This window comes from Microbulbifer sp. SH-1, assembly GCF_011326135.1.
Taxonomy (GTDB): domain Bacteria; phylum Pseudomonadota; class Gammaproteobacteria; order Pseudomonadales; family Cellvibrionaceae; genus Microbulbifer; species Microbulbifer harenosus.
Window position 1 is genome coordinate 4,287,661 of record NZ_CP046948.1, and the last position, 23,463, is coordinate 4,311,123.

Genomic DNA, 23,463 nt, shown 5'->3' on the forward strand with positions numbered 1-23,463 from the left:
GGGGAAAGCAAATGACGGCGATCGTGGAGCACCCGGAGACGGACAGGCCGCGTTCCAGTGCCGGTGCGCCCCCAGCGGGAACGGCGAGCCAGACCGACAGGCCGGCAATGGCCATCGAGACAGCCCGTTACCACGTCCACCGGCTGCAGCGGCGTATCGCGAAGGCGGTTGAAGACAAACGTTACAACAAAGCCCGCGCACTGCAACGGCTTCTCACCAGCTCCCATGCTGGCAAACTGCTGGCCGCGCACCGTGTCATGCACAACCGCGGCCGCAAGACTCCCGGTATCGACGGTATCACCTGGCAGTGGCCGCAAGATCGCGCTGAAGCGATACAGTCCCTGCAGCGGCGAGGCTATCGCGCTCAGCCGCTGCGCCGCATCTCCATCCCCAAGGCCAATGGCAAGGAGCGCCCCCTGGGCATTCCCACCATGGTCGACCGCGCGGCCCAGGCCCTGCAGCACCTCGCGCTGGAACCCTGGGCAGAAGCGAAAGCCGATCGCCATTCCTACGGCTTCCGCCCCAAACGCTCGACCGCAGATGCCCTGCAACAGTGCTATATCGCCCTGTCCCGCAGAACCTGCGCTGAATGGGTATTGGATGCGGATATCAAGGGCTGCTTCGATCACCTCAGCCACGAATGGCTGCTAGCGCATATCCCCATGGATAAACACCTGCTACAGCAGTGGCTGAAGTGCGGCTACATCGATCGACAGGTCTACTACCAGACTGACGAAGGTACGCCGCAAGGTGGCATCATCAGCCCACTCCTCGCCAACATGGCTCTGGACGGACTGGAAGCTGCCATCGAGGCTGCCGTGCCCAAGAGTGGCAGCCGCGTCAATATCGTTCGCTACGCGGACGACATCGTCATCACCGGCGCCAGCCGGGAACTACTGGAGCAACAGGTAAAACCCGCTCTCGAAGCCTTCCTGGCCGAACGCGGACTCATTCTGTCTCCCGAGAAGACCCGCATTGCACATATCAACGAAGGGTTCGACTTCCTCGGCTGCAACCTGCGCAAGTACAGTGGCAAGCTGCTGACCCGGCCCGCCACGGACAAGGTCCGGGCCTTCGCAGGAAAGATCCGCACCCTCATCAAGCGCGGCGTCGCGCTACCCACCTTCCAGCTGCTCACACGCCTCAATCGCGTGTTGCGAGGCTGGTTCAACTACTACCGCCCCTGGGTATCCAAGGCGACCTTCGCCTTGATCGATACCCTGGTTTACCGGGCGCTGTGGTGGTGGATGCGACGGCGACACAAAAACCGTCAGAAACACTGGCTTTACGGTCACTACACCCGTCCACAACGCACGCCCAACGGCAGCTATCGGCGGGTGTTCACCGGCCAGACCCGCACCGCTCTGGGGATTATCCGCAGGATAACCCTCTTCAAACTGAGCGACCTGCCAATCCGGCGCCACACCAAGATAGTGGCAAAGGCTACCCCACATACGCCGGGCTGTGGAAGCTACTTCCGCAAGCGCTGGCAACAGGGGCAGAGCAACCGCAGGGCAGACCGGGCCTACCTTGCCAGATACCAGCTGGCGGCGTAATGTGGAAAGCAAAATTGTTTATAACGAGTCAAACTGCCGGGTTCCTTGAGCCTTTGAGGGGCTTGAGCCGTATGCGAGGAAACCCGCACGTACGGTTCTTAGAGGGCTGGGAGTCGGTAACGGCTCCTGGCTACTCGGCGCGTAGAGGAGAAACATGGATTATCCTGGCGAAAAGCTACTTTTAAAAATGTGGGAAACTCTAGCTGAAAAAGGAGTTGGTTCACTGCTGGCCCCTTGGCAAGAAAAACGCATTGCTGCAGCAAGAGCCGAAATACGTCGAAGAGAAATGTTGACTCTCGCTCAAGCAGAAAGAGAGGTAGAGGCGATAAAAGCTGGAAAATCAGCTTTCCAAATTAATCCTGAAAGAAAGCTTCTTGGAAATTCCACCGAAAATGCGCGTGGTATTGAGCGAATAGAACCCACGCTTGACCTATCGGTTATGGCTGAATCAATAGCGAACAGAGATCTCTCAGATTCGATTCGCAAGGAAACTAACGTCGCAAGAGCCATTATCAAAGCTGAAGATATTTTAAGAAATGACAAGCAAGATCCTCCTGGTGATGAGCTTGATGATGATTGGCTATATTCCTGGAGAGATTATGCCGGCCGAGTATCGGTTGATGAACTTCAAGATATGTGGGGGAGGATATTAGCTGGAGAAGTTAAACAGCCTGGGTCCTATTCACTTAGGACCTTGGAGTTTCTAAAAGGGCTATCGAGGCAAGAAGCTGTACTTATTAGTAGTGCCGCAAAGTTTGTTGTCGGCGGCAGAATATATAGAAAAAAGGATGAATTTTTAGAGAGAGAAGGAATACAGTTTGCGCATTTAATGCTTCTTCAGGATATAGGAGTTCTCTCGGGTGTTGAAGCCATTGGGCTAAACACAACGTACCAGTCATCACGTGAAGACAGGTTTTTTCGCCCGTTAGTTGCAGCAAATAAGGCTTTGCTGGTAGAGCATGAAAATGCATCAAAGGTATTAAAATCCGAAGTGTACCTATTAACTCAGGTGGGGTTAGAAATACTTAAAATAGCTAGTTTCCATGTTGATGAAGGGTACTTAATGTCAGTCGCACAAGATTTCGTAAAGCAAGGATATACGGTGACGGTCGGCGATTGGGTCCAAGAAACAGCAGATAGGGGCAGTATCTTGAACCCCCAGAAAGTCATGGCTCCGGAAAATGCTTAACAAGCAGCGGCAGAGCGACAGCCAACGCTACGCACCTTTTGTGTTACTCGCTGCCGCTCAAACATTAACACAAAAGGCGCTCCGCGCTGGCTGCGCCTGCGCTGGACGTTAGGCCTCTAGGAGGAGGCGATGGAAATTAAACAAAAAAATATTGGTGATAACCAGACCGTAATAAATAACGAGTCAGGTGTTGTGAATGTTGATCAGTCTAGGAAATACACAAACCTAGCAGATGAAAACACATTACATATATACAAAGAAATATCCCAGGCAGAACAAGGAAAGTTCGTTGCAGGTTTTGTAGTCGCCTGTTTGGTTCCTGGATTAAGCCTTGTTGCAGATTTCATGCAAATTCACCCTGCAATAGACTTACCTCTTTGGGTATATGTGGTCGCCTTTGGCGCAATCTTTTTTGTCGTTTTAATTGGTTTCTTTGATAACCTTAAAATTTTGACATCAGAGTCACCAAGGGATGGCGAGTGTAGGCAGCTATATTCGGATAGGCTGTTTAGTCGTACTGAAGATGGTTACACAATATTTACACATACGAATAACTGCATCTATCCTGACTGCAAAGGCAAAATCGTAATATCTTCATCACCAGAAAGATACAATGGCGAGTTTTCATTTTTTGGCAAATGTAGTTTAGCTGGTGGGCAGCATTCATATGGTATTGATTATAATTTCAAGGCATATCCCATTGATGTTGATTGGCGGCCTATACCAAGGCCTAACAAGTAGCTGCACAGAAAAAATTACTCGCTGCGCTCACAATTTGCCTGTGAGCTAGGCGTATGGAGCAGAAGAGTACTCTTGGATGCCCTTGACCAAATTCATGCATTAGCTGGAAGAATAGGAGAAAAAGACGTGAAAAACTTAGTATTGATCTTGATAATTTTTGGCTTATTCGGTTGCGCGACTTCATACGCACCGAAATCCTTCTGGAATGACGGCGGATTTAGTGAAACGGAGGTCCAGCCTGGGCTCTTCATGGTCAGGTTTGTTGGCAATGAATTTACTTCGTCAGAGAGAACTGCAGATCTGGCAATGCTTCGTGCGGCGGATCTTTGTTTGGCGCAAGGAGCGGAGTTTATGTTTTTGGGAAACATCGCGACGGAGGTTGTACAGAGTGGCTATATTCCCGGTTCTAGCAGCACGACAAGCAGTGCTACAGGTTATGGTGCTGGAAGTATTGCTACAGCATATGGAACTTCACAGACGACGATAACACCACCAACTGCACTTTACAGCCCTGAAACTGGGCTCACAGTTGCCTGCTCCGAAGAAAAAGCCGATGGAGCTTGGAATGCGGCATTCCTAGCCCAGAAAATGCGAACGAAGTATAAGATCAGTTCCAATTAGATGCTAAATAAACGTCGTTTCATGTATGTAGTCGCGTTTTCTTTAGCCTTGTGAACCAAGAACCATAACCAAGCGCTGCGCCGGACGGCCAACGCTAAGGACCTTTGCACTGGTCGCAGCGCTCTCATTTTCGCACAAAGGTGCTAAGCATTGTCCGCCGGTGAGCGCGGCGTTAAAAATCAGGGAAAACTATGGCGAGACCTGCAATCCCAGTAGAGATTAAGCGAGCCGTTTTGGTTGAAGCTGGCCACCGTTGTGCTATTCCTCGATGTGGTGAAACAGAGCTTGATGTACACCACATAGTTCCCTGGGAAACGTGCCAAAAACATGAGTATTCAAACCTAATTGCGCTTTGTCCAATCTGCCACCGCAGGGCTCATAAAGGTGAGATTGATCGTAAGGCTTTGTTTCAGTACAAAGCAGCGCTCACCGCAGGTAGTGGGCCAGGCATGCAAGCGAATTTTGAGGCGCCAATTGTTGAGATTCGAAGGCGAATATTTGAAAATAACACGGATGTGCCAGGTTACACATTCCAGTTCGACTTTCCGGACTTTGAAGGCCTAGTACAACGCATTGTTTCAAAAAATATAGAGGCCTGGGGATATGAGCTCTTAGCAGATTTTAGGCATCATCAAGAAACATTCATTCCTGTTGAGGCAGAACGCGATACAGAAATCGAGAGCTTTTATAAAGTCCCCAGCCACTTGAGTGGCAGTTACCGAATCATTCGTAATGATGATGTGGTTATTAGCCTTGAGTACACACTAGATAGATTCTTCACTGGCTCTGCACACGGTGGCCGTAGCACTCGCGTTCAGAATTTCTTGGTCAGCCCGTTCCAGCCTATAACCGCTAAGGACCTTCTCGCCGAAAACTCGTCGCTAGTGGACCTTTCAGAATTGGTTCGAAGCAGACTGCTATCAAATCGGCAATATAGTGAAAAGTGGGTTGTGAAAGGGACCGAGCCAAAAGACGCTAATTTTTCCAAGTTCGTTTTAGAAAAAAACGGTATCCAGTTTATTTTCGATGAGTATCAAATTGACTGCTATGCCGCAGGAAGGCAAAAGCTTTGGATAGGTTATGACCAGTTTTCGGGTATTGGGAAACCATCATTATTTTCGAAGCTGGCGAGTAATGATTTTTAACCAGGGGCTGCAGCCGACCGGTTTTCCGCTCCCGCTCCAAACCGGCGGCTGAGCCCAGGCGTTAATCAGATAGCGAGGTTCAAAAGTGGAAGTAAGTTCGCTTCAAATGTTGTTTTATATCGTGAGCCCCATTGGAACGTTCCTCGCGGTTTTCACTGCTTATCTAGCACTGTCTAAACAGTCAAAGCCGCTTGTTTTGGCGTACTATGAGCCGAGCGCTGACGTGGGAAGCTTCATTGATCTGGTCATTTGCAATCACGGCAATGGAGCAGCGAGGAACGTACATTTTTCGGAACCTATTCCAATCAACTGTTATGGAATCGAGGGACCAAGCGATGTAAGAGAGGAAGACTTCATGTCAGAAGTAATTCCTGTTCTGGCGGCAGGGAAGGAGTTGAGATTTTCCGGAGGTCAGTATGGGGGAATATTCTCTGTAGTCGGGAAAGGTAAGTCAATCCATGCTAACTATGAATATAAAAGCCCTCTTCGTTTCAAGAAGAAAGGGCGCGACCAATCTCTTTTGAATGTCACCTATATGCAGCAGATGACCTCAAGGAATAGTGCCGCGCACGACCTGTCTGACGCAGTAAAAGGTAGAAACAATACAGTTTTCGCACAAATGGTTAAGAATCTTAGCGCAATTAACCGGTCTTTAAACACAATATCCAAAAGTATTAGCGCTAATGACGACCAGGCCATCACCTAACCATCAGCAGCAGTCGGACGCCAAAAGCGACGCTGTGCAGCACATTACACCTCAAGAAGAGCCACAAGGAGAGAGCCGTGATTAAAAAATTGTCAAATAGATATGATCAGCTTTCAGATCAGATTCGTGAGGTAGAATCCACGAAGGTGACTAAACACGGATCTTATACGACTTATGATCAGGTCGATGAAGTTATGCTTGATGAATGGAAAGTCAAAGCCAGATCCCTCATCGTTAAAACATGCGGAGAGGATAGCGAGCATATAAAAGCTTTTATTGACGCAGAGAGGACAAGAACGCTTGATGATAGCTATAAGGTTCTTAAAAGAGTAAAGCCTGTATTCTTTGCAGCTAAAGATGATTTTCAAGGAGGCTATTTGTCTTCTGTCAAAAATCTTGTCCAAGCTGAACTATTTGATTCCGAGCTGGAACAAGCATCTGAGTTGCTTGCAAGCGGCTATAAAGGTCCAGCGGCTGTGGTTGCTGGTGTTGTTTTGGAAACAGCGCTAAGAGATCTTTGCTCACATCATAATCTGTCGCGTGGCAAGTTAGATAAAATGAACTCGGATCTAGCAAAACTTGGTATTTACAACAAGTTGCAACAGAAAAAAATAACGGCTTTAGCAGATATAAGAAATAGCGCAGCTCACGGAGATTGGGAATCCTTTAGCAATGAAGAAACAAGAGAAATGATCAGAGATGTTGAGAGCTTTTTGTCTACCCATTTAGTGTGACAAAGCGCTGCAGACCGACGGCCAGCTTTGCGCACTTTATGCGCGGTCGCTTCGCTCCCATTATCGCGCATAAAGCGCCCAAAGTTAGCCGCAGCTGAGCGCGGCGTTCAGCGTTCAGTTAGCGCCAAAGTCATAGATTAGGAATTAGTATGAATAGAAAGTTATTTGAGTTGGCGTTAGATCACCGAGTTACCCACAGAAAGTAGACCATGGATTCTCGCGATTTTTAATATATTACGGGCTTGGCATCCCTGTTTGGGTTCATTGCTCAGGTACTAGATTGGTTCCCACATCACAAAGATCTAAGAAGAAGTGAACCGCCCGGGTTTCGCGGACGCCGGGGCAATCCAATCAGAGGGCAGCATAACAATCACGGGTAGTTAAACTCTGGCTCTTCGGCTCTCAGAAGGGCGCTCAGGCTGAAGAAAAACTCGAGCACCACTTGCACAGACTAAGTTGTCCTGATGAGAGTGCCCTGAAATTCCTTTCGCCATGAAAAGTAGGTTCAGAATTCAGATTGACGCGCGGTTTTCTGCGCAAAATACAAACAGAAGGAAGAGGCAGGAGTTTTTCCACAGTCTCGCTATGTGAAGGAGAACAAATGAGCTTTCTTGAAGAATCTTGGGAAGAAAGAGAAGAAAAAGCATACAAGGAAATATTTGGTGACACCGGGCTAGGTATATTCACTCTTTCAGGTGAAATGTTTTACCGAATGAATGCAGAAGGCATGGATCCACGCTGGCTCACGCATGGTGTTTTTAAATGCCCGCCAACTGGAAGCAGAGATAAATGGGCCTATGTAACCTCTGGGATGTCTAATCCTTGGGAGGAGGAGAAGCCCGAAGAGTATTCTGGTCTTGGCGTAGAGTTTGTAATGGAAACGGAAAATGAAGAAACGTGGGCAATCAAGGTTCTTCAGACGCTCATGGCTTACAACTTATTGCTTGCAGCGGGTCAAATGGGAAATTTTCCTCCACTGAATTGTGGGCATCGCGTGTCTTTAGCATTGTCTGAGTCTATAAGAACAATGATGTTTGTACGTCCAGTTAATTTCCCAAGTGCTTTCTCAATAAAGTCAGGTAACGTTGATTTGTTGCAGGTGGTAGGCCTTACTTCCTCGGAATTAGAGGCTGCAAAGCAAACTTCATCCGAAGAAATTAGAGAAAAATTAATAAGCGTAACTGGCGGTTTGGTTGCGTGTAAGGAACGAGTCAGTGTCGTTTAGATCCGCTGCAGCCGTATTTAAAGACAAGAACCAAATTGCGGCTGAAGATGAACGAAAGGATTATGGAGAAGTAAGAATGCAAGTCATTGGTGAGGCAAAGCCTGGTATTCTTTTTGTCGTTTATACAGAGCGAGACTCCGGGAATGCAGTTCGGCTAATTTCCGCCAGAAAAGCAAATAGAAAAGAGCGGGCAATTTACAATTCATTGCCTGGAGTTTAGTTTTATATGTGCATGAAAAAATATTCAGAAGAAGAGTTAAAGAATCTTGAAGACAAAACAGACTACGAAAAGGTAGATAACCTCACAGAGGAAGAAATTGAAGAGGGCTCTAAGTCAGACCCGGATTCAATAACCCCATCAGATGAAGATCTTAAGAAATTTAAGAAGGTAGACAAAGAATGAGTACTACAAGGAAAGTATCTGATTCCAAAATGCTCCTAGAAAAGGACCAAACTGATTGGGAACGAGTTATTTCCGAACATCAGGATGTTGTGGAGCATAAATCATATTCTGATAAGGAGAACCCCGTTCTTCATGAGCGGAAGTTCGTTAAGCAAGAAAAAAACTAACAAGGAAATACAATGCTCTGCAGGCCGACAAATTATTTTGCGCACCTTTTGAGCGGTCGCTGTCGCTCCCATTTTTGCGCATAATACGCGTAAAGTAAGTTGTGGCTGAGCGCGGCGATATGTCATTTCTAAATGGGGTTTTCGTGAAATTTAAAAAGTATAACGCACTGGGAAATTCATACCTGGTGATTGAAGAGAAAGATCTCGACATGGATCTTTCGAAAGAAGCAATCTCAATTCTATGCTCGAAAAACTTCGGAATTGGTTCTGATGGAATTTTGCTAAAATTGATGGATCCAGTTTCTTCTGGATTCAGAATGAGAATATTTAATCCAGATGGCAGTGAAGCTGAGAAAAGTGGAAACGGGATAAGAATCTTTTGTAGATACCTTTTTGACAATGGGCTTGTGAACAGCGAGCGCTTTACCGTACTTACAAAAGGTGGCACTGTTAATTGTCAAATTATGGACTGCGGTAGCAGAGTCAACGTTGAAATGGGAACGGCAATTTTTGATGTTGAGTTAATCCCAGTATCAAACGTTGCCGGAGAGGCTCTTAATCAAGAGCTTGTCATAAATGACGAAAAAATAGCTTTTAGTTCTGTGTCAATGGGGAATCCACATTGTGTAGTTTTCGTTGATCATCCCTCCAAGGAGCTTGCATATAGACTGGGGCCTAAAATAGAGGAGCACTCAATTTTTCCTAATAGAACAAATGTACAATTTGTAAAAGTTATTGGCAGCAATCTCATACAGATCGAAATTTGGGAGCGCGGAGCAGGCTACACCTTAGCATCCGGCAGTAGTAGTTGTGCGGCTGCTGCGGTGGCAAAGAAGCTAGGTTACTGCGATAGTGAAATTGTCGTTCGTATGCCTGGTGGAGAAATTGAGATCAAAATTGATGAGAATTATGTAGTTACAATGGAAGGCCCGGTGACGAGCGTGTGCTCCGGAACTATATCAAGTGAGGCATTACTGCAATGCTTGTAATACTGCACTGTGCTATATTCACGGTCGCTTCGCGGCTTCAGACAAACTCCGATTAAGTTCGTTGCATTAAGAGTTGGAATTTAGAAAATTAACAGGGAAAAGTATGAAAACTATGTTTCTATTGTTGTTTCTATATAGTGGATTGAGTTACGGATCGACTCCAGAGGCGGTAGCAAGTAAGTATCTGGAAAACTTTTCTAGTCATCGCTATTCTGCAGCAGCAAAAATGATCTACTGTGGCGAGGGGCTAAGTGAGGCTGAACTTAGCGATAAGTATGCAGGTTTAAGTAAGGAACTCAAGTTTCTAGACGATGAGTTTGGGGCAGTTACTCAGTACAATGTTTCTAATGACCATATGTATGTAGCTGCTACACTTGGTTGTGGCTCTCATGACTTTCTGGAAACGAATCTTGGCTCAGCGAAAGTTGTTGTATTTGGTGTTACCTATAATAATAAATCACCAGGATACATCGTGGTTAAATTAATTTCAGTCAATGACAAGTTTTTGCCAATTACTGTTGACCATGGAATTCCAATGGACGGTCTGTTTTCTACCGCTAGAATCATGTCTGTATACAAAAAGCTAACTGAATTATAGATTCCTATTGCGGCTTGGTTTCAGGCTGGAATTACAACACTTATGTAAGAATCGCAGTGGTTGGAGTGATCTGCATTTCGTAAATTTTATGTTATTTTGCTTCACTCGTTTATTGCATAAAATTTTCTTCATTGCGTTTATCTATTGATCCGGACGCCCAACAAAGTTAAGGAATTTTCATGTGATTCTATGAAAAAGAGCCATGAAAAATTCTAAAAATGCTCGATATGGACGGTGTAAATGAAGCTCTTGCTGTTTTCGTTTCTAAGTATGGCCGTGCTATTGGCGTTTTGCTCGCCCCCCTTGGTGTCAAGCGACGAAAACTCGTTGAAGGAAATCAATGCAAGTAAGCTAACCCATAAGGATGGCTCGTCTGCGAATACGTCATTCCCGGTTCTCTACTCACAGGAAGTATCCTTGTGGCCCGACGATTCCAAAGTAATCGCGGATGGGATCAAGAAAATCGAAAATGACGACTACGCTAAAGAGCACCCGTGGCTAGTCATCACCCATCCCACATTTATACGCTATGCGCCGAAGGGGCCATCTGCCCGGGCGGCAGTAATTGTGTTTCCCGGTGGCGGCTACAAGGGAGTAGCTATTGGCCAGCAAAGTACTATTGGCTTTAACGGCGCCGATGTTTGCCAGTGGCTGACGGAGGTTGGTGTTACTTGCATCCTTGTGAAGTACCGCGTTCCCAATTCCGGCTGTAGCTGGGATAAAAAATTGCGCAAGCACGTAACCCCCGAGATTCCATTGGCGCTACAAGACGCACAGAGGACGATTTCTATCGTTCGGTATAATGCGAAAGAATACGGTATCGATCCCGACAAGATTGGCGTCATGGGATTTTCTGCAGGTGGGAATCTGGCGGTGCTTTCCAGCACGGCGTTCGACAAACGTGCCTATGACACCGTCGACGAAATCGATCAGGTCAGCAGCCGGCCCGACTTCGCGATACCGGTCTATCCCGGCCATTTGACGATGGAGCACAAGAACAAACGGCCAAGAGCAGTCGCTGCTCAGGAGCTGAATACGGATATCAAGATCTCACCCAATATCCCGCCAACACTTCTTGTGCACGCCAAAGATGATCCGATTGATCCGGTTCATTATTCAGAGGTGTATGCGAGGGAATTGAGAAAGGCTGGAATAGACGTAAAGGTCCTGCTTTACGAAACCGGCGGTCATGCCTTTGGAGTCAGAAAGCAGGAAAAAGACACCGATAGGTGGACTGCTGATGCAATCGAGTGGCTGAAGGAAATCGAGGTACTTTGATATTTTCGGAAAAATGCGGTTCAAGATTAAAAGTGCGACGATTGAGGAATAAATGCTTTTTCCTCGAAAGGAGCTGAGTGTTTACTAAAAGATCACGAAGAACTAATGAGGGAGGCCCATGTTTCGCGGAGGATCCATTCTCCCAAAAGGAGAGCCTCCGCGAAGCCCAGGGAAGTTCAGTTGGCGATAAGTTCGGAATTAAAATTTAGGCCTTCTAGCTCAAACTCTTCACATAGATCTTTAAATTTCTGGTTGCAAAAGCTTGCCGTGCAACCTTCCCAGCGACTTCTAAACAAAAGCTTTTGGTTTGCTCCGTTGCTAAATTCCAGGGCTCCCACCGTTTGTATGTCTGGGTTGCTATAAAAGCTTTTTGATAAATCCGGGTTCAAATCAGTTAAGTTGTTGAATAAATAGTATGTGAAGCCTGAAACTTTTATTGGAAGAAACTCACCATAGTCGGCTAGCATCAGGCGAAAAACGGCGTATGCTCTTTCTGAAAACACCAGGTTAGGCCCAGTCCAAACACTTATAGCAGGGACTTTGATGGCCTCAGGGAACGCTGGCGAAGGCTGAAATGCCGTAACGATTTCCCCCCAAAGATCGGCGATTTTCTTTTCCTTTACCCCCATGTAGACGAAATCCATGACATGCGCATCAGCATTTAACTGATCAGCAATATCTTCCGCGTCAAGAGGTATTTCCTTATATATTGCAGGGTCGGTGGTTAATCTATAGATCTGATTCATAGTCCATTCCAATCGGCCTTTTTAGGCTGCAAAATTTCTTTCGGGTATCCGCCACCTTTCAGTTGATTCTTTAACTCTTTTAGCGCATTTAAAAACATCTCATCGGCTAAGGTGAGTTTCATATTTGTTATAACCCAAGTTTCATAGTTGAAGCCGTGTAAAGGATTGTGAATCGGGCTATCTGGTGTTGCCCAGTGCTTAACGACATCGGGGTGGAGCCAGACTCCATTTCTGGGGTCATTGATCCTCACATTGCAGTCGAATAAGCGCAACCTAACTCTGGTCATCTCACGTTTTCGCCAGCGTCCTTTACCCATAATTATATGGTGTGCCACATGGTCTGCTGTTGGCGGAGGATCTCGATCAGCGATCAAGTTTTTGCGCAATACTGTTGTTGGGTGGTGCTTTTCCGTCCTCATTTTGGCAAGGCGCTCTTCAGAGTCATAGATACCAAGCTCGGTTCTATACTGTGCCAATCCATCCTCGAGGGCTGCTAGCGTATCGATTTTCATGCGCAATGAGTCTAGATACTCTTTGGCCTCCTGCCATTCCTTTTGGAGCCGATTTTTCTCTTCCAGAGTGGCGGTACGAAATGCTAGCGCTTTTTTATGGAACTCATCGGCTTTAATTTGATATTCCTGTATCACCAATGTAAGCGCCGTTGCAGCTTTTACGGGGGCATTGGGAGCGTCTGGTTGGCTTATCCGCATGACAATATCCGTTTGACATGAAAAGTTCTTTATTGTATCGGAGTAAAATCATCAGGTATACGAAACGGGCGTTCCAATAATGGCTGAATAACAAAGCGCAGAAGGCCAGCGGCTAACTTTGTGAACTTTATGCGATAAAGCGATTTCACTTTTTGAGAAACCGGTAACTGTCAGATTAAGTCTGAGCTACTACGTCTGATGCCCTGCTCACGTCTTCGATTTTTTCGTTTACTCGATGATTGGATGATTGCTAAAAGTCAAAGGCTCCGAATTGTGCTTCACTTATATCGATCCGATCGCGGTATGGCTTTTCGTTTTAAAGAGACAGATTTCCTTAAAACGATATTGATTGATAGAGCTAAGGCCCTGACTTCCAATGCTTGCCAATCGGCGAGTATGGCGAGTTCCTGGCTCTTGAACCTGCGCTTTGCTTTTACCCATGTGGTGATCCGCCTTCGTTTGATCAGCTGCTCTGTCTCCCCGTGAGTAATATTCACGGTATGGGAGTCGCGAGAACTTAGCCAGTCATGTATCACCTCTCCCAACGGAATCGACTCCGCACAAATAAAATTAGCCAAGTCCGCAGACGAGTCGCTCGCCCTTTGGGTAAGGGCGTTCATCCTTTTTAGTAGCTTATCAATATCTTCCATTATTGGCCTCGGCTACCGGACCGCTTGCGAGTGGAGGCTTGCTAGCTTCTGACTCTTCCCCTTCACCACTCCCACCCTGCCGTTGCATCCAGCAAGTTTCATGGTCTGCATCGACGGCACTTACATAGCCTGCACGTCCCGCCTCTCCTTCTACACGCAATTCGCGAGTAGAGTGCTGTACTATACCCCAATAGATCCAAAATGGTATATTTTTGCAATAATCTTCCCTTTTGGTAGGTGTCGTTTGGTGCCCTATGCTTGCGCGATGCCAAACATCTACCCATCCCAAGACGTCCTTATTCGCCTCCTCCGAGAGGTCCGCAAAGAGCGGCAAATCAAGCAGGAGGAGTTGTCAGAGCGTCTCGGAAAGCATCGGACCTTTGTTACCAAATACGAGTCAGGGGATCGAAGACTGGATGTATTCGAGCTTTTGGCTATCTGCTCCGAGCTCTCATTGGATGTCCACGCGGTAGTGGACGCGATAGTAGGGAAGACACCACCTGGTACGTACCAACACGAGGAGTACCTTCACGGCTTTGCAAAGGGCTTTCTTATCGGGAAGGGATACAAAGTGGAAGGTGGGGTGTTTGCCGAGAACAATGGCGAGTGAGCCTATCCTCTCTGCAACTCATCAATAATGATGCCGGCAAAAGGCTTAATTTCTTTTCTCGATTGTGCCGGGAGTTTCCAACTGTATAACCGATCCAGCGCTTGCCGAGCTGATTGCAGGCACTGCGCGGTCCCCGGTTGATATGCAGCACCTACGCGATAGTGATTGCTCACTACTGTGTAGGTGCACACTCTGAGACGAATGCTTGGGACGGCGCGAGCAGCCGGCCTTCGATCCACTGGCGGCGGTGCTCGAAACACCGCCGGTATAGTGGACCCCTGTCGATTCAGTTTTCAACAAACCTCAGTCACACCGGCGCCGGATTGCGCTCGGAGAACTGGCCATTCCAGTAGGGATAGTAGGGGTATGGCGGGGTTGCAGCACTCGCTGCATCCAGGCGCGTGATCTGGTCTTCGTTGAGGCTCCAGCCGACGGCACCGAGATTTTGTCGCAGCTGGGCTTCGTCTCGGGCGCCAATCAGTACGGAGGATACGGTCGGTCGTCGCAGCAGCCAGTTGATTGCTACCTGCGGTACGGTCTTTTCGACTTCTTCTGCAATCTCGAACAGCACATCCAATACCCGGTACAGCCGCTCCTCCTGTACAGGCGGTGCAAACGCTTCCGTCTGGTGAAGGCGGCTGCCTTGAGGTATCGGTTGGCCGCGGCGGATTTTTCCGGTCAGCCGCCCCCAGCCCAGCGGGCTCCACACCAGAGCGCCAAGGCCCTGGTCCTGCCCCAGCGGCATGAGTTCCCATTCGTAGTCCCGGCCCAGTAGGGAATAGTACGTCTGGTTTGCCACAAAGCGTGTGTAGCCGTAGCGCTCAGCGATGCTCTGGGATTTCATCAGTTGCCAGCCGGAGAAATTCGACGCACCTAGATAGCGCACCTTGCCCGACCGCACCAGGTCGTCCAGCGCCGACATCACGTCTTCCACCGGAGTCATGGCGTCGAAGTGGTGCAATTGCAGCACATCTATATAGTCTGTTCCCAGCCGTTTCAGGGCGCGCTCGGTAGCGCGGATCAAATGGTGACGCGAGCTGCCGACGTCATTTGCACCTTCTCCGCTGCGCAGCGACAGTTTGGTGGACACAATCACTTCTTCACGACGGCCTTTGATCGCCGCACCAAGGATCGTTTCCGAGGCGCCATCGGAGTACACGTCGGCGGTGTCGAACAGGTTAACGCCGGCATCCAGGCAGATGTCGATGATCCGCTTCGCGTGCTCTACGTCGGTATTGCCCCAGGCGCTGAACAAAGGGCCCTTTCCACCAAAGGTGCCGGCCCCAAAACCCAGTTCCGGAACCTTGAAACCGGACCGTCCTAGATAACGATATTCCATAACTCGTACTCCTGTTCGTTGGAAACTGAAGGGACGGGTCGAGCGACCCTAGCCCCGCTCTTGCTCGGTTGCGCTGGCAACCGGGTGGCAAAAGTTGACGACCGCTATGCTAGACCCGTATTTCTCTTGTTGATATTTTAAATATCTTTAATCACTTTCAATGTTTTCTTGATAATAGGTGGCTATGGATCGTTTGAGTGACATCGCCTTATTTCTTCGCGTGGTGGATCTGGGGACGATCAGCGCGGCCGCTCGCAGTCTTGACCTATCGGTAGCCGTTGCCAGCCAGCGTCTGCAGCGGTTGGAGAAGGGCCTGAATGTGCGGCTGTTGCATCGTACGACCCGGCGCCTCCACCTCACGCCTGAGGGGTTGGCGCTGGCGGAGAAAGGGCGCGACCTGGTGGAGGGCCTGGAGGCGCTCACGCAGGATCTGCGTGGCAGTGCCGACAATGTCACCGGCACCCTGCGCGTCACCGTGCCGCACTCCTTCGGGCGCCAGTACATTTCGCCGCTGTTGCCGGAATTCCTTCACCTGTATCCCCGGCTGGATTTGCATGTCAGCCTCACAGACCAGGTGGTGGACTTGGTTGGCGACGGCTATGACCTGGGTATCCGTATCGGTGTTCTGGACGATTCCTCCCTGGTGGCCAGGCGCTTGGCAGATGATCGCAGGGTCTTGTGCGCCACTCCCGGCTACCTGGAGCGCCACGGTACCCCGCAAACCCCTGGCGATCTGGCGGGCCACCAGTGCCTGGTGCTCTCCAGCACACATCGCCGGCAGGATGTCTGGCACTTCACTGACAAGCTGGGGCGCAGCGAGACGGTGCAGGTAAGTGGCCGTATACGCAGCAACCAGGGTGAGATGCTCACCGACGCGGTGCTCGGCGGTTTGGGTATCGCGCAACACTCGGTATGGCATATCCACGAACACTTGCGCAGCGGAAAACTGAAATCGGTGCTGCCGGATTACAGATTAATGGAGACTGGTATCTATGCTGTGATGCCTCAAAGGCATCTGGTTCCTCCCAGAGTGCGGGCCATCGTGTCGTTTCTGGAAGAGAGGCTTATCGAGCATCCAGTCTGGGCGTTACCGTTGGAGGATCTATAAGACTTGTCTCGATCTTCTACAACGTTTTGGCCCAGATCTGAAAGAAAAGTGAGGCTCCAGACCGTAGAAACCGATATGCGCCGGCTGAGTTGATCTCATCGGTCGACAGCCGTTTTGTTATCCGAAGAAGATTGCTCGGTAATCCAAAAAATATATGGAGAGCATTTATGTTGCGGTCAAGCAGAGAGCATCTGAATGAGGCTAAAGAATCCTACTTCGAGCATCAAGGTGTTGCGTTTCGCTATGGTTGGACCTGTTTGCAGGCGGCAATAATGGCTTTCATACACGGTGTGATTCCCGGCGCGTACAAAACGGGTGCAAGCGATTTAGTTAAACGCCTAAGTGCCGGGCGGCGGGCGGTAACGACCAGTCCGCAAACAGGCGAATAGGTGGGCCACATTTAGCAAGTGACCAAGGCTCCTCCGGGCGTGCGCCCGAGATGATCCAGTTGGTCCGGTTCAATATTCGTCCGGTTCAATATTCAGAGGTATATGCCGGGGATTTGGAAAGGCTGGCATAGACGTAAAGATCCTGCTCTACGAAACCGGCGGCCATGCCTTTGGAGTCGGTACTCAGGAAGAATAATGCCGGCAAGCAGCTTAATTTCTTTTCTCGACTGTGCCGGGAGTTTCTAGCTGCGTAACCGGTCCAGCCGCAGCCGTTCCCGTCCGTCGAACAACCGGCGCGCACACAGCGCCACCGCCGCAAAGGTGCCAAAGCCGGTGCCGGCGGCGATGGTGAACATGATCAGTATCTGGTATTTCACCGCCAGTGCCGGCGAGGTGCCGGCGAGTATCTGGCCGGTCATCATGCCCGGCAGGGAGACGATACCCGCGGCGGCCATGGCGTTGATGATTGGGGTGAGGCCTGCGCGCATGGCGTCGCGGCGGAACTCGCTCAGTGCCTGCTGCGCGGTTTCCCCCAGCATCAGCCGGTTTTCGATAACGGCGCGGGAGCGCCGGGCGCTCTCTGTCAGCCGGTCCAGAGACAGGGAGACGCCGGTCATGGTGTTGCCGAGCAGCATGCCCAGCAGGGGGATGGCGTATTGCGGTGTGTACCAGGGTGTGGGGCTGATCACGGCCACCAGGGTAAGCACAGTGACGGCAAAGGCGGAGATAAACATCGACAGGGTGCCGATACCAAAACCCCAGCCGCCGCGCAGATTGTATTTCTGCCGCGCCACCACCTCGCGCCCGGCGAGCAGCAGCATGCCGATGCCCATCAACGCCACCCAGTGCAGGCTGCCGACGGAAAACAGGGCTTCCAACACCAGGCCGACGAGGGCGAGCTGAATCGCGGTGCGGGCGGCGGCAATCAGCAAACTTTTGCCCACGCCCAGGCGCGCGAAGAAGGTACATGCCGCCAGGGCGATGACCAGCAATGCCGCCAGTGCCAGCTGCCACCAGGAGAGTTCGATAACGTTCACGCGGTCATCTCCTGTTCTTCGATCCCGTTATCCACAATATGAAAGTGGCGGTCGGCCACACGCGCGATCTGGTCTTCGTGGTGAGCGACCCAAATAGTGGGGAGCTGTTGCTGGCGAATGCGGTCTCGCAGCCAGCTTTCCACCCGCTCGGTGCTGTCTTTGTCCAGGTTTGCGGTGGGTTCGTCCAGCAGCAGCGCCGCCGGTTTGCGGGCGAGGGCGCGGGCCAGGGCGAGGCGCTGCTTTTCCCCGGAGGAGAGGCGGGCTACCGGCCAGTTGAACGCGTCCGCGTCCAGGCCGAGTTGTTGCAGTGTTTCCTCCGGGTGTTCGGAAAAGTGTTCACCCACGGTGTCGTACCACCAGGCACTTTCCGCCGGCACCAGCATCACCATGCCGCGCCAGCTGTGGCCTGGCACATCGCTCTGGCTGGTGTCCCCCAGGTGCACATTGCCACTGTGCCGATCCAGATCGGCAATGGCGCGCAGCAGCCGGCTTTTGCCAGAACCGGACGCGCCAGACAGGCACACGATTTCTCCCGCAGCCACTTGCAGGTCGATACTTTTCAGGCCGCCAATGGCGAGACTTTTGAGTGTGAGGGTTGCCAATGCCGAGTCCGTGTTAGCCGAAATAACCAATCCCTTTGGCCATCAGCGCGGCGCATAGGGCCATGCCGACAATGGCGGTGAGTTCGGCATGCACGATGATACGCATCCAGCGGCGTTTGCGGTCGCCAATTTCCGGCACTTCTCCCTGCCTGAGGCTCTTGCCCCAGCGTAGAAACTGGATGGTGGGATAAATGGAGAGCAGCGCGGCGATGACAAACAGCGTCAACTTCGCGTGAAACGCCCCATTGTGAAAGTAGTAGCTCGCACCTTTCTCAAAGAAAAACACACGCAAAAAACCGACGACCAGCAGCAGTACTGCAGATATGCCCAGAATACGGTCTGCGATGCGTATCTTGCGGGCATTTTGCAGGGTGAAACTTTGCCCCAATAGAATCAATTGCATAGTGAGGACAGCCGTCATAGACAGGAAGGCCAAGTGATGCAGGAAAGCAAAGAGTGCGGGCATAACCATTCCCCCGGGTGTTGGTAGACCCGGGAGAAGTTATCACAGGTTGTGGGTATTTGTGTTTACCGGTTAAGCATCAAGCGGCTACATGTAGTCGGTGCGCCAGAGTATCTGCCAATTGTTCTGTTTCCCGGTAAGCGCGCTCAATGGACTCTTGATGTCGCGCATCGCCGAACTCCTGATATTCAATTCGAATCTCATGATACGCATCCGCACCCAGGTAGTGACCCAGTGTACGAATATGTGGACCGAGGTGGTTCATGTGCTCGCGTATACCGCCGGGGCCAAATCCGAATTCGCCGCAGGATGACAGTAGTACTAGCGTCTTGCCGGAAAAGATTGGCTGCAATGGGAAGTCGCCGCGCGCCAGATCGAAACTAAAGGTTTTGTTGACCCGCACCACCTGATCAAACCAGGCCTTCAGGCAGGCGGGCATTCCGTAGTTGTACATGGGCGAGGAAATCAGAATCACATCCGCCTCGGCGACTTCGTCGATCAGCTGGTCGGAAAGTACCAGCATCGCCTGTTGCTCTGGGCTGCGGCGCTCTTCCGGTGTGAACACTGCTGCGATCCAGTCCTGACTGACAAACCCTGGCGGTTCCAGACCCAGATCTCTACAGGTGATTGAAACTTGTTTGTTATTCGCATGCCAGCGATCCAGGAAGTGCTGAGACAGAAGTTTGGAGAGCGAGCGATATGCCGCTACCTCGTGATCTACCAATCGCGCGCTGGCATCTAATTTCAGGATTTTTGTCATGCTGTACTCCAGGTTTCAGGGTGGGTGTGGAGTAAATATCGTGTTTGCTGTCGCCGTTGACAAAGGGTCTTTTCTCACTTATAGGTGAATAAAATTCACTTGTTGGTGTGGTATGTACAGTCGTCTGAGCAACTTGAATAGTATCCGCGTGTTTGAAGCCGCAGCGCGTTTGGGCAGCTTCAAGGGGGCAGCGAAAGAGTTGCACCTCACCCCGACTGCCGTGTCCCACCAGATACGCAACCTCGAGAGCCAATTGGGCGCGGCATTATTTGAGCGGCGAACCCGTGCGGTTTTTCTGACCGCTGCGGGGCGGGAGCTGGCCGATGCTGCCCGGCTTTCTTTGCAGACGCTGGCCGAGGCGGTGGAGAAGATTTCCGGTCAGCCGGAAGTGTTGACCATCAGTACCACCAACGCATTCGCTTCTCTTTGGCTGGTTCCGCGGTTGCAGGCTTTCTATCAACACTACCCAGAATTAAAGGTGGTGGTGCAAAGCGATGAACAGTTGGTGGATCTGCAGCGTGACCGGCGTGTGGATGTAGCTCTACGCTATGGCAGCACCGTCGAGGGTGCCGGGTTGCTGTTAAGTGAAGAGTTCGGGTTGTTCGGAACAAGCGACAACATAGCGAGGGCTGAAAGCGGCGAAGCCTTGCCCCTGTTTGAAACCCAATGGAAAAACCCTGAGTTGCCGGCAGTGCCTGTGCAGGCTTGGCTGCGCCGTTTTGCGCCCAAATGGAAACATGGCGGGATTCAGGGGTACGACCAGGAGCTACATGTAATTCAGGCGGCACTGGCAGGCCAAGGGTTGGCGTTTGTCAGTAATCTGTTGGTGGAATCCGCGGTACAGCACGGATGGCTGCAACCATATAGGGCAGAATGCCGCTTACCGGGGTTCGGCTATTACGTTCTCTGCGGCGAGCAGCCGCGGACAAAGGTTCAGCAGTTCTGCGCTTGGTTAAAAGATCAGGCGCTGAGCCCGGTGTAGCTATTGTGACGAAATGATTCAGTACAAAAAACAGCCGGAAAATGCGGCCCCGCATCGCGAGCGGAGAACGCCCTTTGAACCCGCTGCGCCACTCCGCCATAATCCAGCTCTTTCCGCAGAATAACGAGACTCTCGCAGTATGACCGAGCCTTCCGTCTACGACGCCTCCGAGCGCCAGCACCTGGCGGCTTACACCGAGAAGGCGTACCTGGATTACTCCATGTACGTGATCCTCGACCGCGCCTTGCCCAATATCGGCGACGGCCTGAAGCCGGTGCAGCGCCGTATTGTCTACGCCATGAGCGAGCTGGGGCTGAAGAACTCCGCCAAGTACAAGAAGTCCGCGCGCACCGTGGGCGATGTAATCGGTAAGTACCACCCGCACGGCGACAGCGCCGTGTACGAGGCCATGGTGTTGATGGCGCAGCCCTTCAGCTACCGCTACCCGCTGGTGGATGGCCAGGGTAACTGGGGCTCGCCGGACGATCCCAAGTCCTTCGCCGCCATGCGTTACACCGAATCCCGCATGGGCAAGTACGCCGAGGTGCTGCTGTCCGAGCTGGGGCAGGGTACCGTGGACTGGCAGCCGAACTTCGACGGCACCATGGACGAACCGGCGGTACTGCCGGCGCGGGTTCCCAATATCCTGCTGAACGGCACTACCGGTATCGCCGTGGGCATGGCCACGGATATCCCGCCGCACAACCTGCGCGAAGTGGTGAATGCCACCGTGCATATGCTGGAAAACCCCAAGGCCACGGTCAGCGAGCTGTGCGAGTACATCCTCGGCCCTGATATGCCTACCGAGGCGGAGATCATCTCGCCGCGCAGCGATCTGCAGAAAATGTATGAGACCGGCAAGGGCTCGGTAAAAATGCGCGCGGTGTGGACCAAGGAGGATGGCGATATCGTCATCACCGCATTGCCCTATCAGGCCAGTGGCTCCAAGGTGCTGGAGCAGATCGCCGCGCAGATGCAGGCGAAGAAACTGCCGATGGTCAGCGACCTGCGCGACGAGTCCGACCACGAGAATCCCACGCGGCTGGTCATCGTGCCTAAATCCAACCGGGTGGATCTGGAACAGGTGATGAACCACCTGTTTGCCACTACCGACCTGGAGAAGAGCTACCGGGTCAACCTGAACATGATTGGCATCGACGGCCGCCCGCAGGTGAAGTCCCTGGACAAGATCCTGTCCGAGTGGCTGAGTTTCCGCACCGTCACCACGCGCCGGCGTCTGCAGTTCCGCCTCGACAAGGTCGAGAAGCGCCTGCACCTGTTGGCCGGTTTGTTGATCGCGTTCCTCAATATCGACGAGGTAATCGAGATCATCCGCACCCACGATGAGCCGAAGCAGGAGCTGATGCGCCGCTTCGAGCTGAGTGATGTGCAGGCGGAATACGTACTCGAAACCAAGTTGCGCCAGTTGGCGCGCCTTGAGGAAATGAAGATCCGCGGCGAACAGGCGGAGCTGGAAAAAGAGCGCGATATGCTCACCAAAACGCTGGAGAGCGAGCGCCGTCTCAAGACCCTGATCAAGAAGGAACTGCTGGAAGCGGCGAACGAGTTCGGCGATGAGCGCCGTTCGCCCATCGTCGAGCGCGAGGAAGCCAAAGCCTTCAGCGAGACCGACCTGCTCACCTCAGACCCGATCACCGTGGTGCTGTCCGACAAGGGCTGGATCCGCCAGGCCAAGGGCCACGATATCGACCCCACCTCGCTCAGCTACAAGGCCGGCGATAGCTTCAAGTTCGCCGCCCACGGCAAGAGCAACCAGATGGCGCTGCTGCTCGACAGCACCGGGCGCAGTTACTCCATTGCCTCTCACACGCTGCCATCGGCGCGAGGCCAGGGGGAGCCGCTGTCCGGGCGCATTAATCCGCCTTCAGGCGCCACCTTCGAAGGCCTGCTGATGGGCAATGACGATCAGCAAGTGCTGCTGGCGTCTGACGCCGGCTACGGCTTCATTGCCCGGTACGCCGATCTGCAATCGCGCAACAAGGCCGGCAAGGCCATGCTGAGCCTGCCGCAGAACGCTCGCGTGTTGCCACCTCAGGAAATCAGTAATCCGGAGAAGGCACTGCTGGCGGCAGTGTCCAGCGAGGGACGCATGCTGGTGTTCCCGGTCGCCGAACTGCCGGAACTGGCGAAAGGCAAGGGCAACAAGATCATCAATATCCCGTCGGCGCGCGCCGCCAGCCGCGAAGAAATCCTCGTCGGTATCGCGGTGCTGGAAGGCGACGACCAGTTGGTAATCCACGCTGGCAAGCGCCACACCAAGATCAAGGTCTCGGAACTGGAACACTACCAGGGCGAGCGCGGCCGTCGCGGTAATAAACTGCCGCGCGGGTTCCAGAAGGTAGATAAAGTAGAAGTGCAGAGAAAGTAATTAATCTGAAATACGTTATTCGCGCTTCAGATAAAAAAGCGGCCCCGGAAACGGGGCCGCTTTTTTTTTGCACCCGTTACAGAGCGCCAATCGCTGCTGTCACCTGTAGGAGCCTGCTTGCAGGCGAACAGTTGCGGAGTTCTTTTCCGTTCGCCTGCAAGCAGGCTCCTACACGCCGTTTATGAATTCTCCGTCACGAGCCACTCGTTGATTTTTCAGCCTCAATTCCACTATGCAGGGCGAAGCCTCCGCACTGTACTACTGTTTATGCGCAGACTTTTCTCTGTCACCGGCAATCGCCGGTGCTCGGAAATAATCACAGGGAC

At 51.5% G+C, this 23,463-nt stretch carries 26 protein-coding genes; 18 read left to right on the forward strand and 8 right to left on the reverse strand.

The features are described from left to right. The first annotated feature begins 11 nt into the window (after positions 1 to 11). From ltrA to GNX18_RS17670, 13 genes are all read left to right on the forward strand, one after another. Positions 12 to 1,556, forward strand: a complete 1,545-nt coding sequence (ltrA, locus tag GNX18_RS17605) for a group II intron reverse transcriptase/maturase (protein ID WP_205827996.1) — start codon at positions 12 to 14, stop codon at positions 1,554 to 1,556. Between the two features lie 154 nt (positions 1,557 to 1,710). Next, positions 1,711 to 2,745 (forward strand): DUF2806 domain-containing protein, encoded by a 1,035-nt coding sequence (locus GNX18_RS17610; protein ID WP_166219837.1) that lies wholly within the window; start codon positions 1,711 to 1,713, stop codon positions 2,743 to 2,745. A gap of 129 nt (positions 2,746 to 2,874) precedes the next feature. Next, a complete protein-coding gene (locus GNX18_RS17615) occupies positions 2,875 to 3,486 on the forward strand; it encodes a hypothetical protein (RefSeq protein ID WP_166219839.1) in 612 nt (203 codons plus the stop codon). Between the two features lie 72 nt (positions 3,487 to 3,558). Further along, the gene (locus tag GNX18_RS17620; RefSeq protein ID WP_166219841.1) at positions 3,559 to 4,107 is read left to right on the forward strand and encodes a hypothetical protein; all 549 of its coding nucleotides are present in this window, start codon (positions 3,559 to 3,561) and stop codon (positions 4,105 to 4,107) included. Positions 4,108 to 4,298: 191 nt separating this feature from the next. After that, positions 4,299 to 5,252 (forward strand): HNH endonuclease, encoded by a 954-nt coding sequence (locus GNX18_RS17630; protein ID WP_205827997.1) that lies wholly within the window; start codon positions 4,299 to 4,301, stop codon positions 5,250 to 5,252. A gap of 355 nt (positions 5,253 to 5,607) precedes the next feature. Then, positions 5,608 to 5,958: a hypothetical protein gene (locus GNX18_RS17635; protein WP_166219843.1), complete on the forward strand. Its 351-nt coding sequence runs from the start codon at positions 5,608 to 5,610 to the stop codon at positions 5,956 to 5,958. A 77-nt stretch (positions 5,959 to 6,035) separates the two neighbouring features. Then, a complete protein-coding gene (locus GNX18_RS17640) occupies positions 6,036 to 6,692 on the forward strand; it encodes a DUF4145 domain-containing protein (RefSeq protein WP_166219844.1) in 657 nt (218 codons plus the stop codon). 601 nt (positions 6,693 to 7,293) lie between these two features. After that, positions 7,294 to 7,917 carry a suppressor of fused domain protein gene (locus GNX18_RS17645; RefSeq protein WP_166219846.1) on the forward strand — a complete coding sequence of 208 codons (624 nt, stop codon included), beginning with the start codon at positions 7,294 to 7,296 and terminating at the stop codon, positions 7,915 to 7,917. After that, on the forward strand, positions 7,907 to 8,137 hold the full coding sequence (locus GNX18_RS17650) for a BrnT family toxin (RefSeq protein ID WP_166219848.1): 231 nt from the start codon (positions 7,907 to 7,909) through the stop codon (positions 8,135 to 8,137). Before GNX18_RS17645 ends, GNX18_RS17650 begins: the two co-directional genes overlap by 11 nt. Before the next feature lie 6 nt (positions 8,138 to 8,143). Beyond that, the gene (locus GNX18_RS17655; protein ID WP_205827998.1) at positions 8,144 to 8,320 is read left to right on the forward strand and encodes a hypothetical protein; all 177 of its coding nucleotides are present in this window, start codon (positions 8,144 to 8,146) and stop codon (positions 8,318 to 8,320) included. A gap of 310 nt (positions 8,321 to 8,630) precedes the next feature. Then, on the forward strand, positions 8,631 to 9,476 hold the full coding sequence (gene dapF, locus GNX18_RS17660; RefSeq protein ID WP_166219850.1) for a diaminopimelate epimerase: 846 nt from the start codon (positions 8,631 to 8,633) through the stop codon (positions 9,474 to 9,476). Between the two features lie 103 nt (positions 9,477 to 9,579). Then, entirely contained in the window at positions 9,580 to 10,074 is a 495-nt protein-coding gene (locus GNX18_RS17665; RefSeq protein ID WP_166219852.1) for a hypothetical protein, read from the forward strand. Positions 10,075 to 10,314: 240 nt separating this feature from the next. Beyond that, positions 10,315 to 11,352, forward strand: a complete 1,038-nt coding sequence (locus GNX18_RS17670) for an alpha/beta hydrolase (protein WP_166219854.1) — start codon at positions 10,315 to 10,317, stop codon at positions 11,350 to 11,352. A gap of 176 nt (positions 11,353 to 11,528) precedes the next feature. On the opposite strand, the gene GNX18_RS17675 is transcribed toward GNX18_RS17670, so the two are convergent. The 3 genes from GNX18_RS17675 to GNX18_RS17685 form a co-directional block, all read right to left on the reverse strand. After that, positions 11,529 to 12,098, reverse strand: coding sequence for a hypothetical protein (locus GNX18_RS17675; RefSeq protein WP_166219856.1), 570 nt, complete (start codon positions 12,096 to 12,098; stop codon positions 11,529 to 11,531). Next, on the reverse strand, positions 12,095 to 12,808 hold the full coding sequence (locus tag GNX18_RS17680; RefSeq protein WP_166219858.1) for an AHH domain-containing protein: 714 nt from the start codon (positions 12,806 to 12,808) through the stop codon (positions 12,095 to 12,097). Before GNX18_RS17680 ends, GNX18_RS17675 begins: the two co-directional genes overlap by 4 nt. Before the next feature lie 278 nt (positions 12,809 to 13,086). After that, positions 13,087 to 13,458 carry a hypothetical protein gene (locus GNX18_RS17685; RefSeq protein WP_166219860.1) on the reverse strand — a complete coding sequence of 124 codons (372 nt, stop codon included), beginning with the start codon at positions 13,456 to 13,458 and terminating at the stop codon, positions 13,087 to 13,089. Positions 13,459 to 13,558: 100 nt separating this feature from the next. On the opposite strand from GNX18_RS17685, the gene GNX18_RS17690 reads away from it, so the two are divergent. Continuing rightward, entirely contained in the window at positions 13,559 to 14,068 is a 510-nt protein-coding gene (locus GNX18_RS17690) for a helix-turn-helix domain-containing protein (RefSeq protein WP_205827999.1), read from the forward strand. 307 nt (positions 14,069 to 14,375) lie between these two features. Here the strand turns inward: GNX18_RS17690 and GNX18_RS17695 are convergent, their stop codons facing one another. Next, entirely contained in the window at positions 14,376 to 15,407 is a 1,032-nt protein-coding gene (locus GNX18_RS17695; RefSeq protein WP_166219862.1) for an aldo/keto reductase, read from the reverse strand. Between the two features lie 184 nt (positions 15,408 to 15,591). Here GNX18_RS17695 and GNX18_RS17700 point away from each other — a divergent pair, with 184 nt between their 5' ends. Continuing rightward, complete coding sequence (locus tag GNX18_RS17700) at positions 15,592 to 16,515, forward strand: LysR family transcriptional regulator (RefSeq protein ID WP_166219864.1); 924 nt, start codon at positions 15,592 to 15,594, stop codon at positions 16,513 to 16,515. Between the two features lie 167 nt (positions 16,516 to 16,682). Further along, a complete protein-coding gene (locus GNX18_RS19890; RefSeq protein ID WP_371808079.1) occupies positions 16,683 to 16,904 on the forward strand; it encodes a DUF6356 family protein in 222 nt (73 codons plus the stop codon). 242 nt (positions 16,905 to 17,146) lie between these two features. Here GNX18_RS19890 and fetB read toward each other — a convergent pair whose 3' ends face one another. The 4 genes from fetB to GNX18_RS17720 form a co-directional block, all read right to left on the reverse strand. Continuing rightward, complete coding sequence (fetB, locus tag GNX18_RS17705; protein ID WP_138236986.1) at positions 17,147 to 17,941, reverse strand: iron export ABC transporter permease subunit FetB; 795 nt, start codon at positions 17,939 to 17,941, stop codon at positions 17,147 to 17,149. After that, positions 17,938 to 18,543 carry an ATP-binding cassette domain-containing protein gene (locus GNX18_RS17710; RefSeq protein WP_138236985.1) on the reverse strand — a complete coding sequence of 202 codons (606 nt, stop codon included), beginning with the start codon at positions 18,541 to 18,543 and terminating at the stop codon, positions 17,938 to 17,940. The genes fetB and GNX18_RS17710 overlap by 4 nt, the downstream gene beginning before the upstream one ends. Before the next feature lie 13 nt (positions 18,544 to 18,556). Further along, positions 18,557 to 19,009: a DUF2214 family protein gene (locus GNX18_RS17715; protein ID WP_205828000.1), complete on the reverse strand. Its 453-nt coding sequence runs from the start codon at positions 19,007 to 19,009 to the stop codon at positions 18,557 to 18,559. Between the two features lie 76 nt (positions 19,010 to 19,085). Beyond that, a complete protein-coding gene (locus GNX18_RS17720; RefSeq protein WP_166219868.1) occupies positions 19,086 to 19,766 on the reverse strand; it encodes an FMN-dependent NADH-azoreductase in 681 nt (226 codons plus the stop codon). Between the two features lie 112 nt (positions 19,767 to 19,878). On the opposite strand from GNX18_RS17720, the gene GNX18_RS17725 reads away from it, so the two are divergent. Together GNX18_RS17725 and parC are read left to right on the forward strand one after the other, a co-directional pair. Beyond that, entirely contained in the window at positions 19,879 to 20,748 is an 870-nt protein-coding gene (locus GNX18_RS17725; protein ID WP_166219870.1) for a LysR family transcriptional regulator, read from the forward strand. Between the two features lie 139 nt (positions 20,749 to 20,887). Next, a complete protein-coding gene (gene parC, locus GNX18_RS17730; RefSeq protein ID WP_138236981.1) occupies positions 20,888 to 23,137 on the forward strand; it encodes a DNA topoisomerase IV subunit A in 2,250 nt (749 codons plus the stop codon). Positions 23,138 to 23,463: the final 326 nt, after the last annotated feature.

What these genes read in the sequence shown, in the direction of transcription:
- GNX18_RS17720 (WP_166219868.1), bottom strand. Translation starts at nt 19,766, where the DNA reads ATGACAAAAATCCTGAAATTAGATGCCAGCGCGCGATTGGTAGATCAC.
- GNX18_RS17665 (WP_166219852.1), top strand. Translation starts at nt 9,580, where the DNA reads ATGAAAACTATGTTTCTATTGTTGTTTCTATATAGTGGATTGAGTTAC.
- GNX18_RS17690 (WP_205827999.1), top strand. Translation starts at nt 13,559, where the DNA reads ATGGTCTGCATCGACGGCACTTACATAGCCTGCACGTCCCGCCTCTCC.
- GNX18_RS17610 (WP_166219837.1), top strand. Translation starts at nt 1,711, where the DNA reads ATGGATTATCCTGGCGAAAAGCTACTTTTAAAAATGTGGGAAACTCTA.
- GNX18_RS17725 (WP_166219870.1), top strand. Translation starts at nt 19,879, where the DNA reads ATGTACAGTCGTCTGAGCAACTTGAATAGTATCCGCGTGTTTGAAGCC.
- GNX18_RS17715 (WP_205828000.1), bottom strand. Translation starts at nt 19,009, where the DNA reads ATGCCCGCACTCTTTGCTTTCCTGCATCACTTGGCCTTCCTGTCTATG.
- GNX18_RS17680 (WP_166219858.1), bottom strand. Translation starts at nt 12,808, where the DNA reads ATGCGGATAAGCCAACCAGACGCTCCCAATGCCCCCGTAAAAGCTGCA.
- GNX18_RS17630 (WP_205827997.1), top strand. Translation starts at nt 4,299, where the DNA reads ATGGCGAGACCTGCAATCCCAGTAGAGATTAAGCGAGCCGTTTTGGTT.
- GNX18_RS17675 (WP_166219856.1), bottom strand. Translation starts at nt 12,098, where the DNA reads ATGAATCAGATCTATAGATTAACCACCGACCCTGCAATATATAAGGAA.
- GNX18_RS17700 (WP_166219864.1), top strand. Translation starts at nt 15,592, where the DNA reads ATGGATCGTTTGAGTGACATCGCCTTATTTCTTCGCGTGGTGGATCTG.
- ltrA (WP_205827996.1), top strand. Translation starts at nt 12, where the DNA reads ATGACGGCGATCGTGGAGCACCCGGAGACGGACAGGCCGCGTTCCAGT.
- GNX18_RS17655 (WP_205827998.1), top strand. Translation starts at nt 8,144, where the DNA reads ATGTGCATGAAAAAATATTCAGAAGAAGAGTTAAAGAATCTTGAAGAC.
- GNX18_RS17635 (WP_166219843.1), top strand. Translation starts at nt 5,608, where the DNA reads ATGTCAGAAGTAATTCCTGTTCTGGCGGCAGGGAAGGAGTTGAGATTT.
- GNX18_RS17685 (WP_166219860.1), bottom strand. Translation starts at nt 13,458, where the DNA reads ATGGAAGATATTGATAAGCTACTAAAAAGGATGAACGCCCTTACCCAA.
- parC (WP_138236981.1), top strand. Translation starts at nt 20,888, where the DNA reads ATGACCGAGCCTTCCGTCTACGACGCCTCCGAGCGCCAGCACCTGGCG.
- GNX18_RS17645 (WP_166219846.1), top strand. Translation starts at nt 7,294, where the DNA reads ATGAGCTTTCTTGAAGAATCTTGGGAAGAAAGAGAAGAAAAAGCATAC.
- GNX18_RS17695 (WP_166219862.1), bottom strand. Translation starts at nt 15,407, where the DNA reads ATGGAATATCGTTATCTAGGACGGTCCGGTTTCAAGGTTCCGGAACTG.
- GNX18_RS17615 (WP_166219839.1), top strand. Translation starts at nt 2,875, where the DNA reads ATGGAAATTAAACAAAAAAATATTGGTGATAACCAGACCGTAATAAAT.
- GNX18_RS19890 (WP_371808079.1), top strand. Translation starts at nt 16,683, where the DNA reads ATGTTGCGGTCAAGCAGAGAGCATCTGAATGAGGCTAAAGAATCCTAC.
- GNX18_RS17670 (WP_166219854.1), top strand. Translation starts at nt 10,315, where the DNA reads ATGAAGCTCTTGCTGTTTTCGTTTCTAAGTATGGCCGTGCTATTGGCG.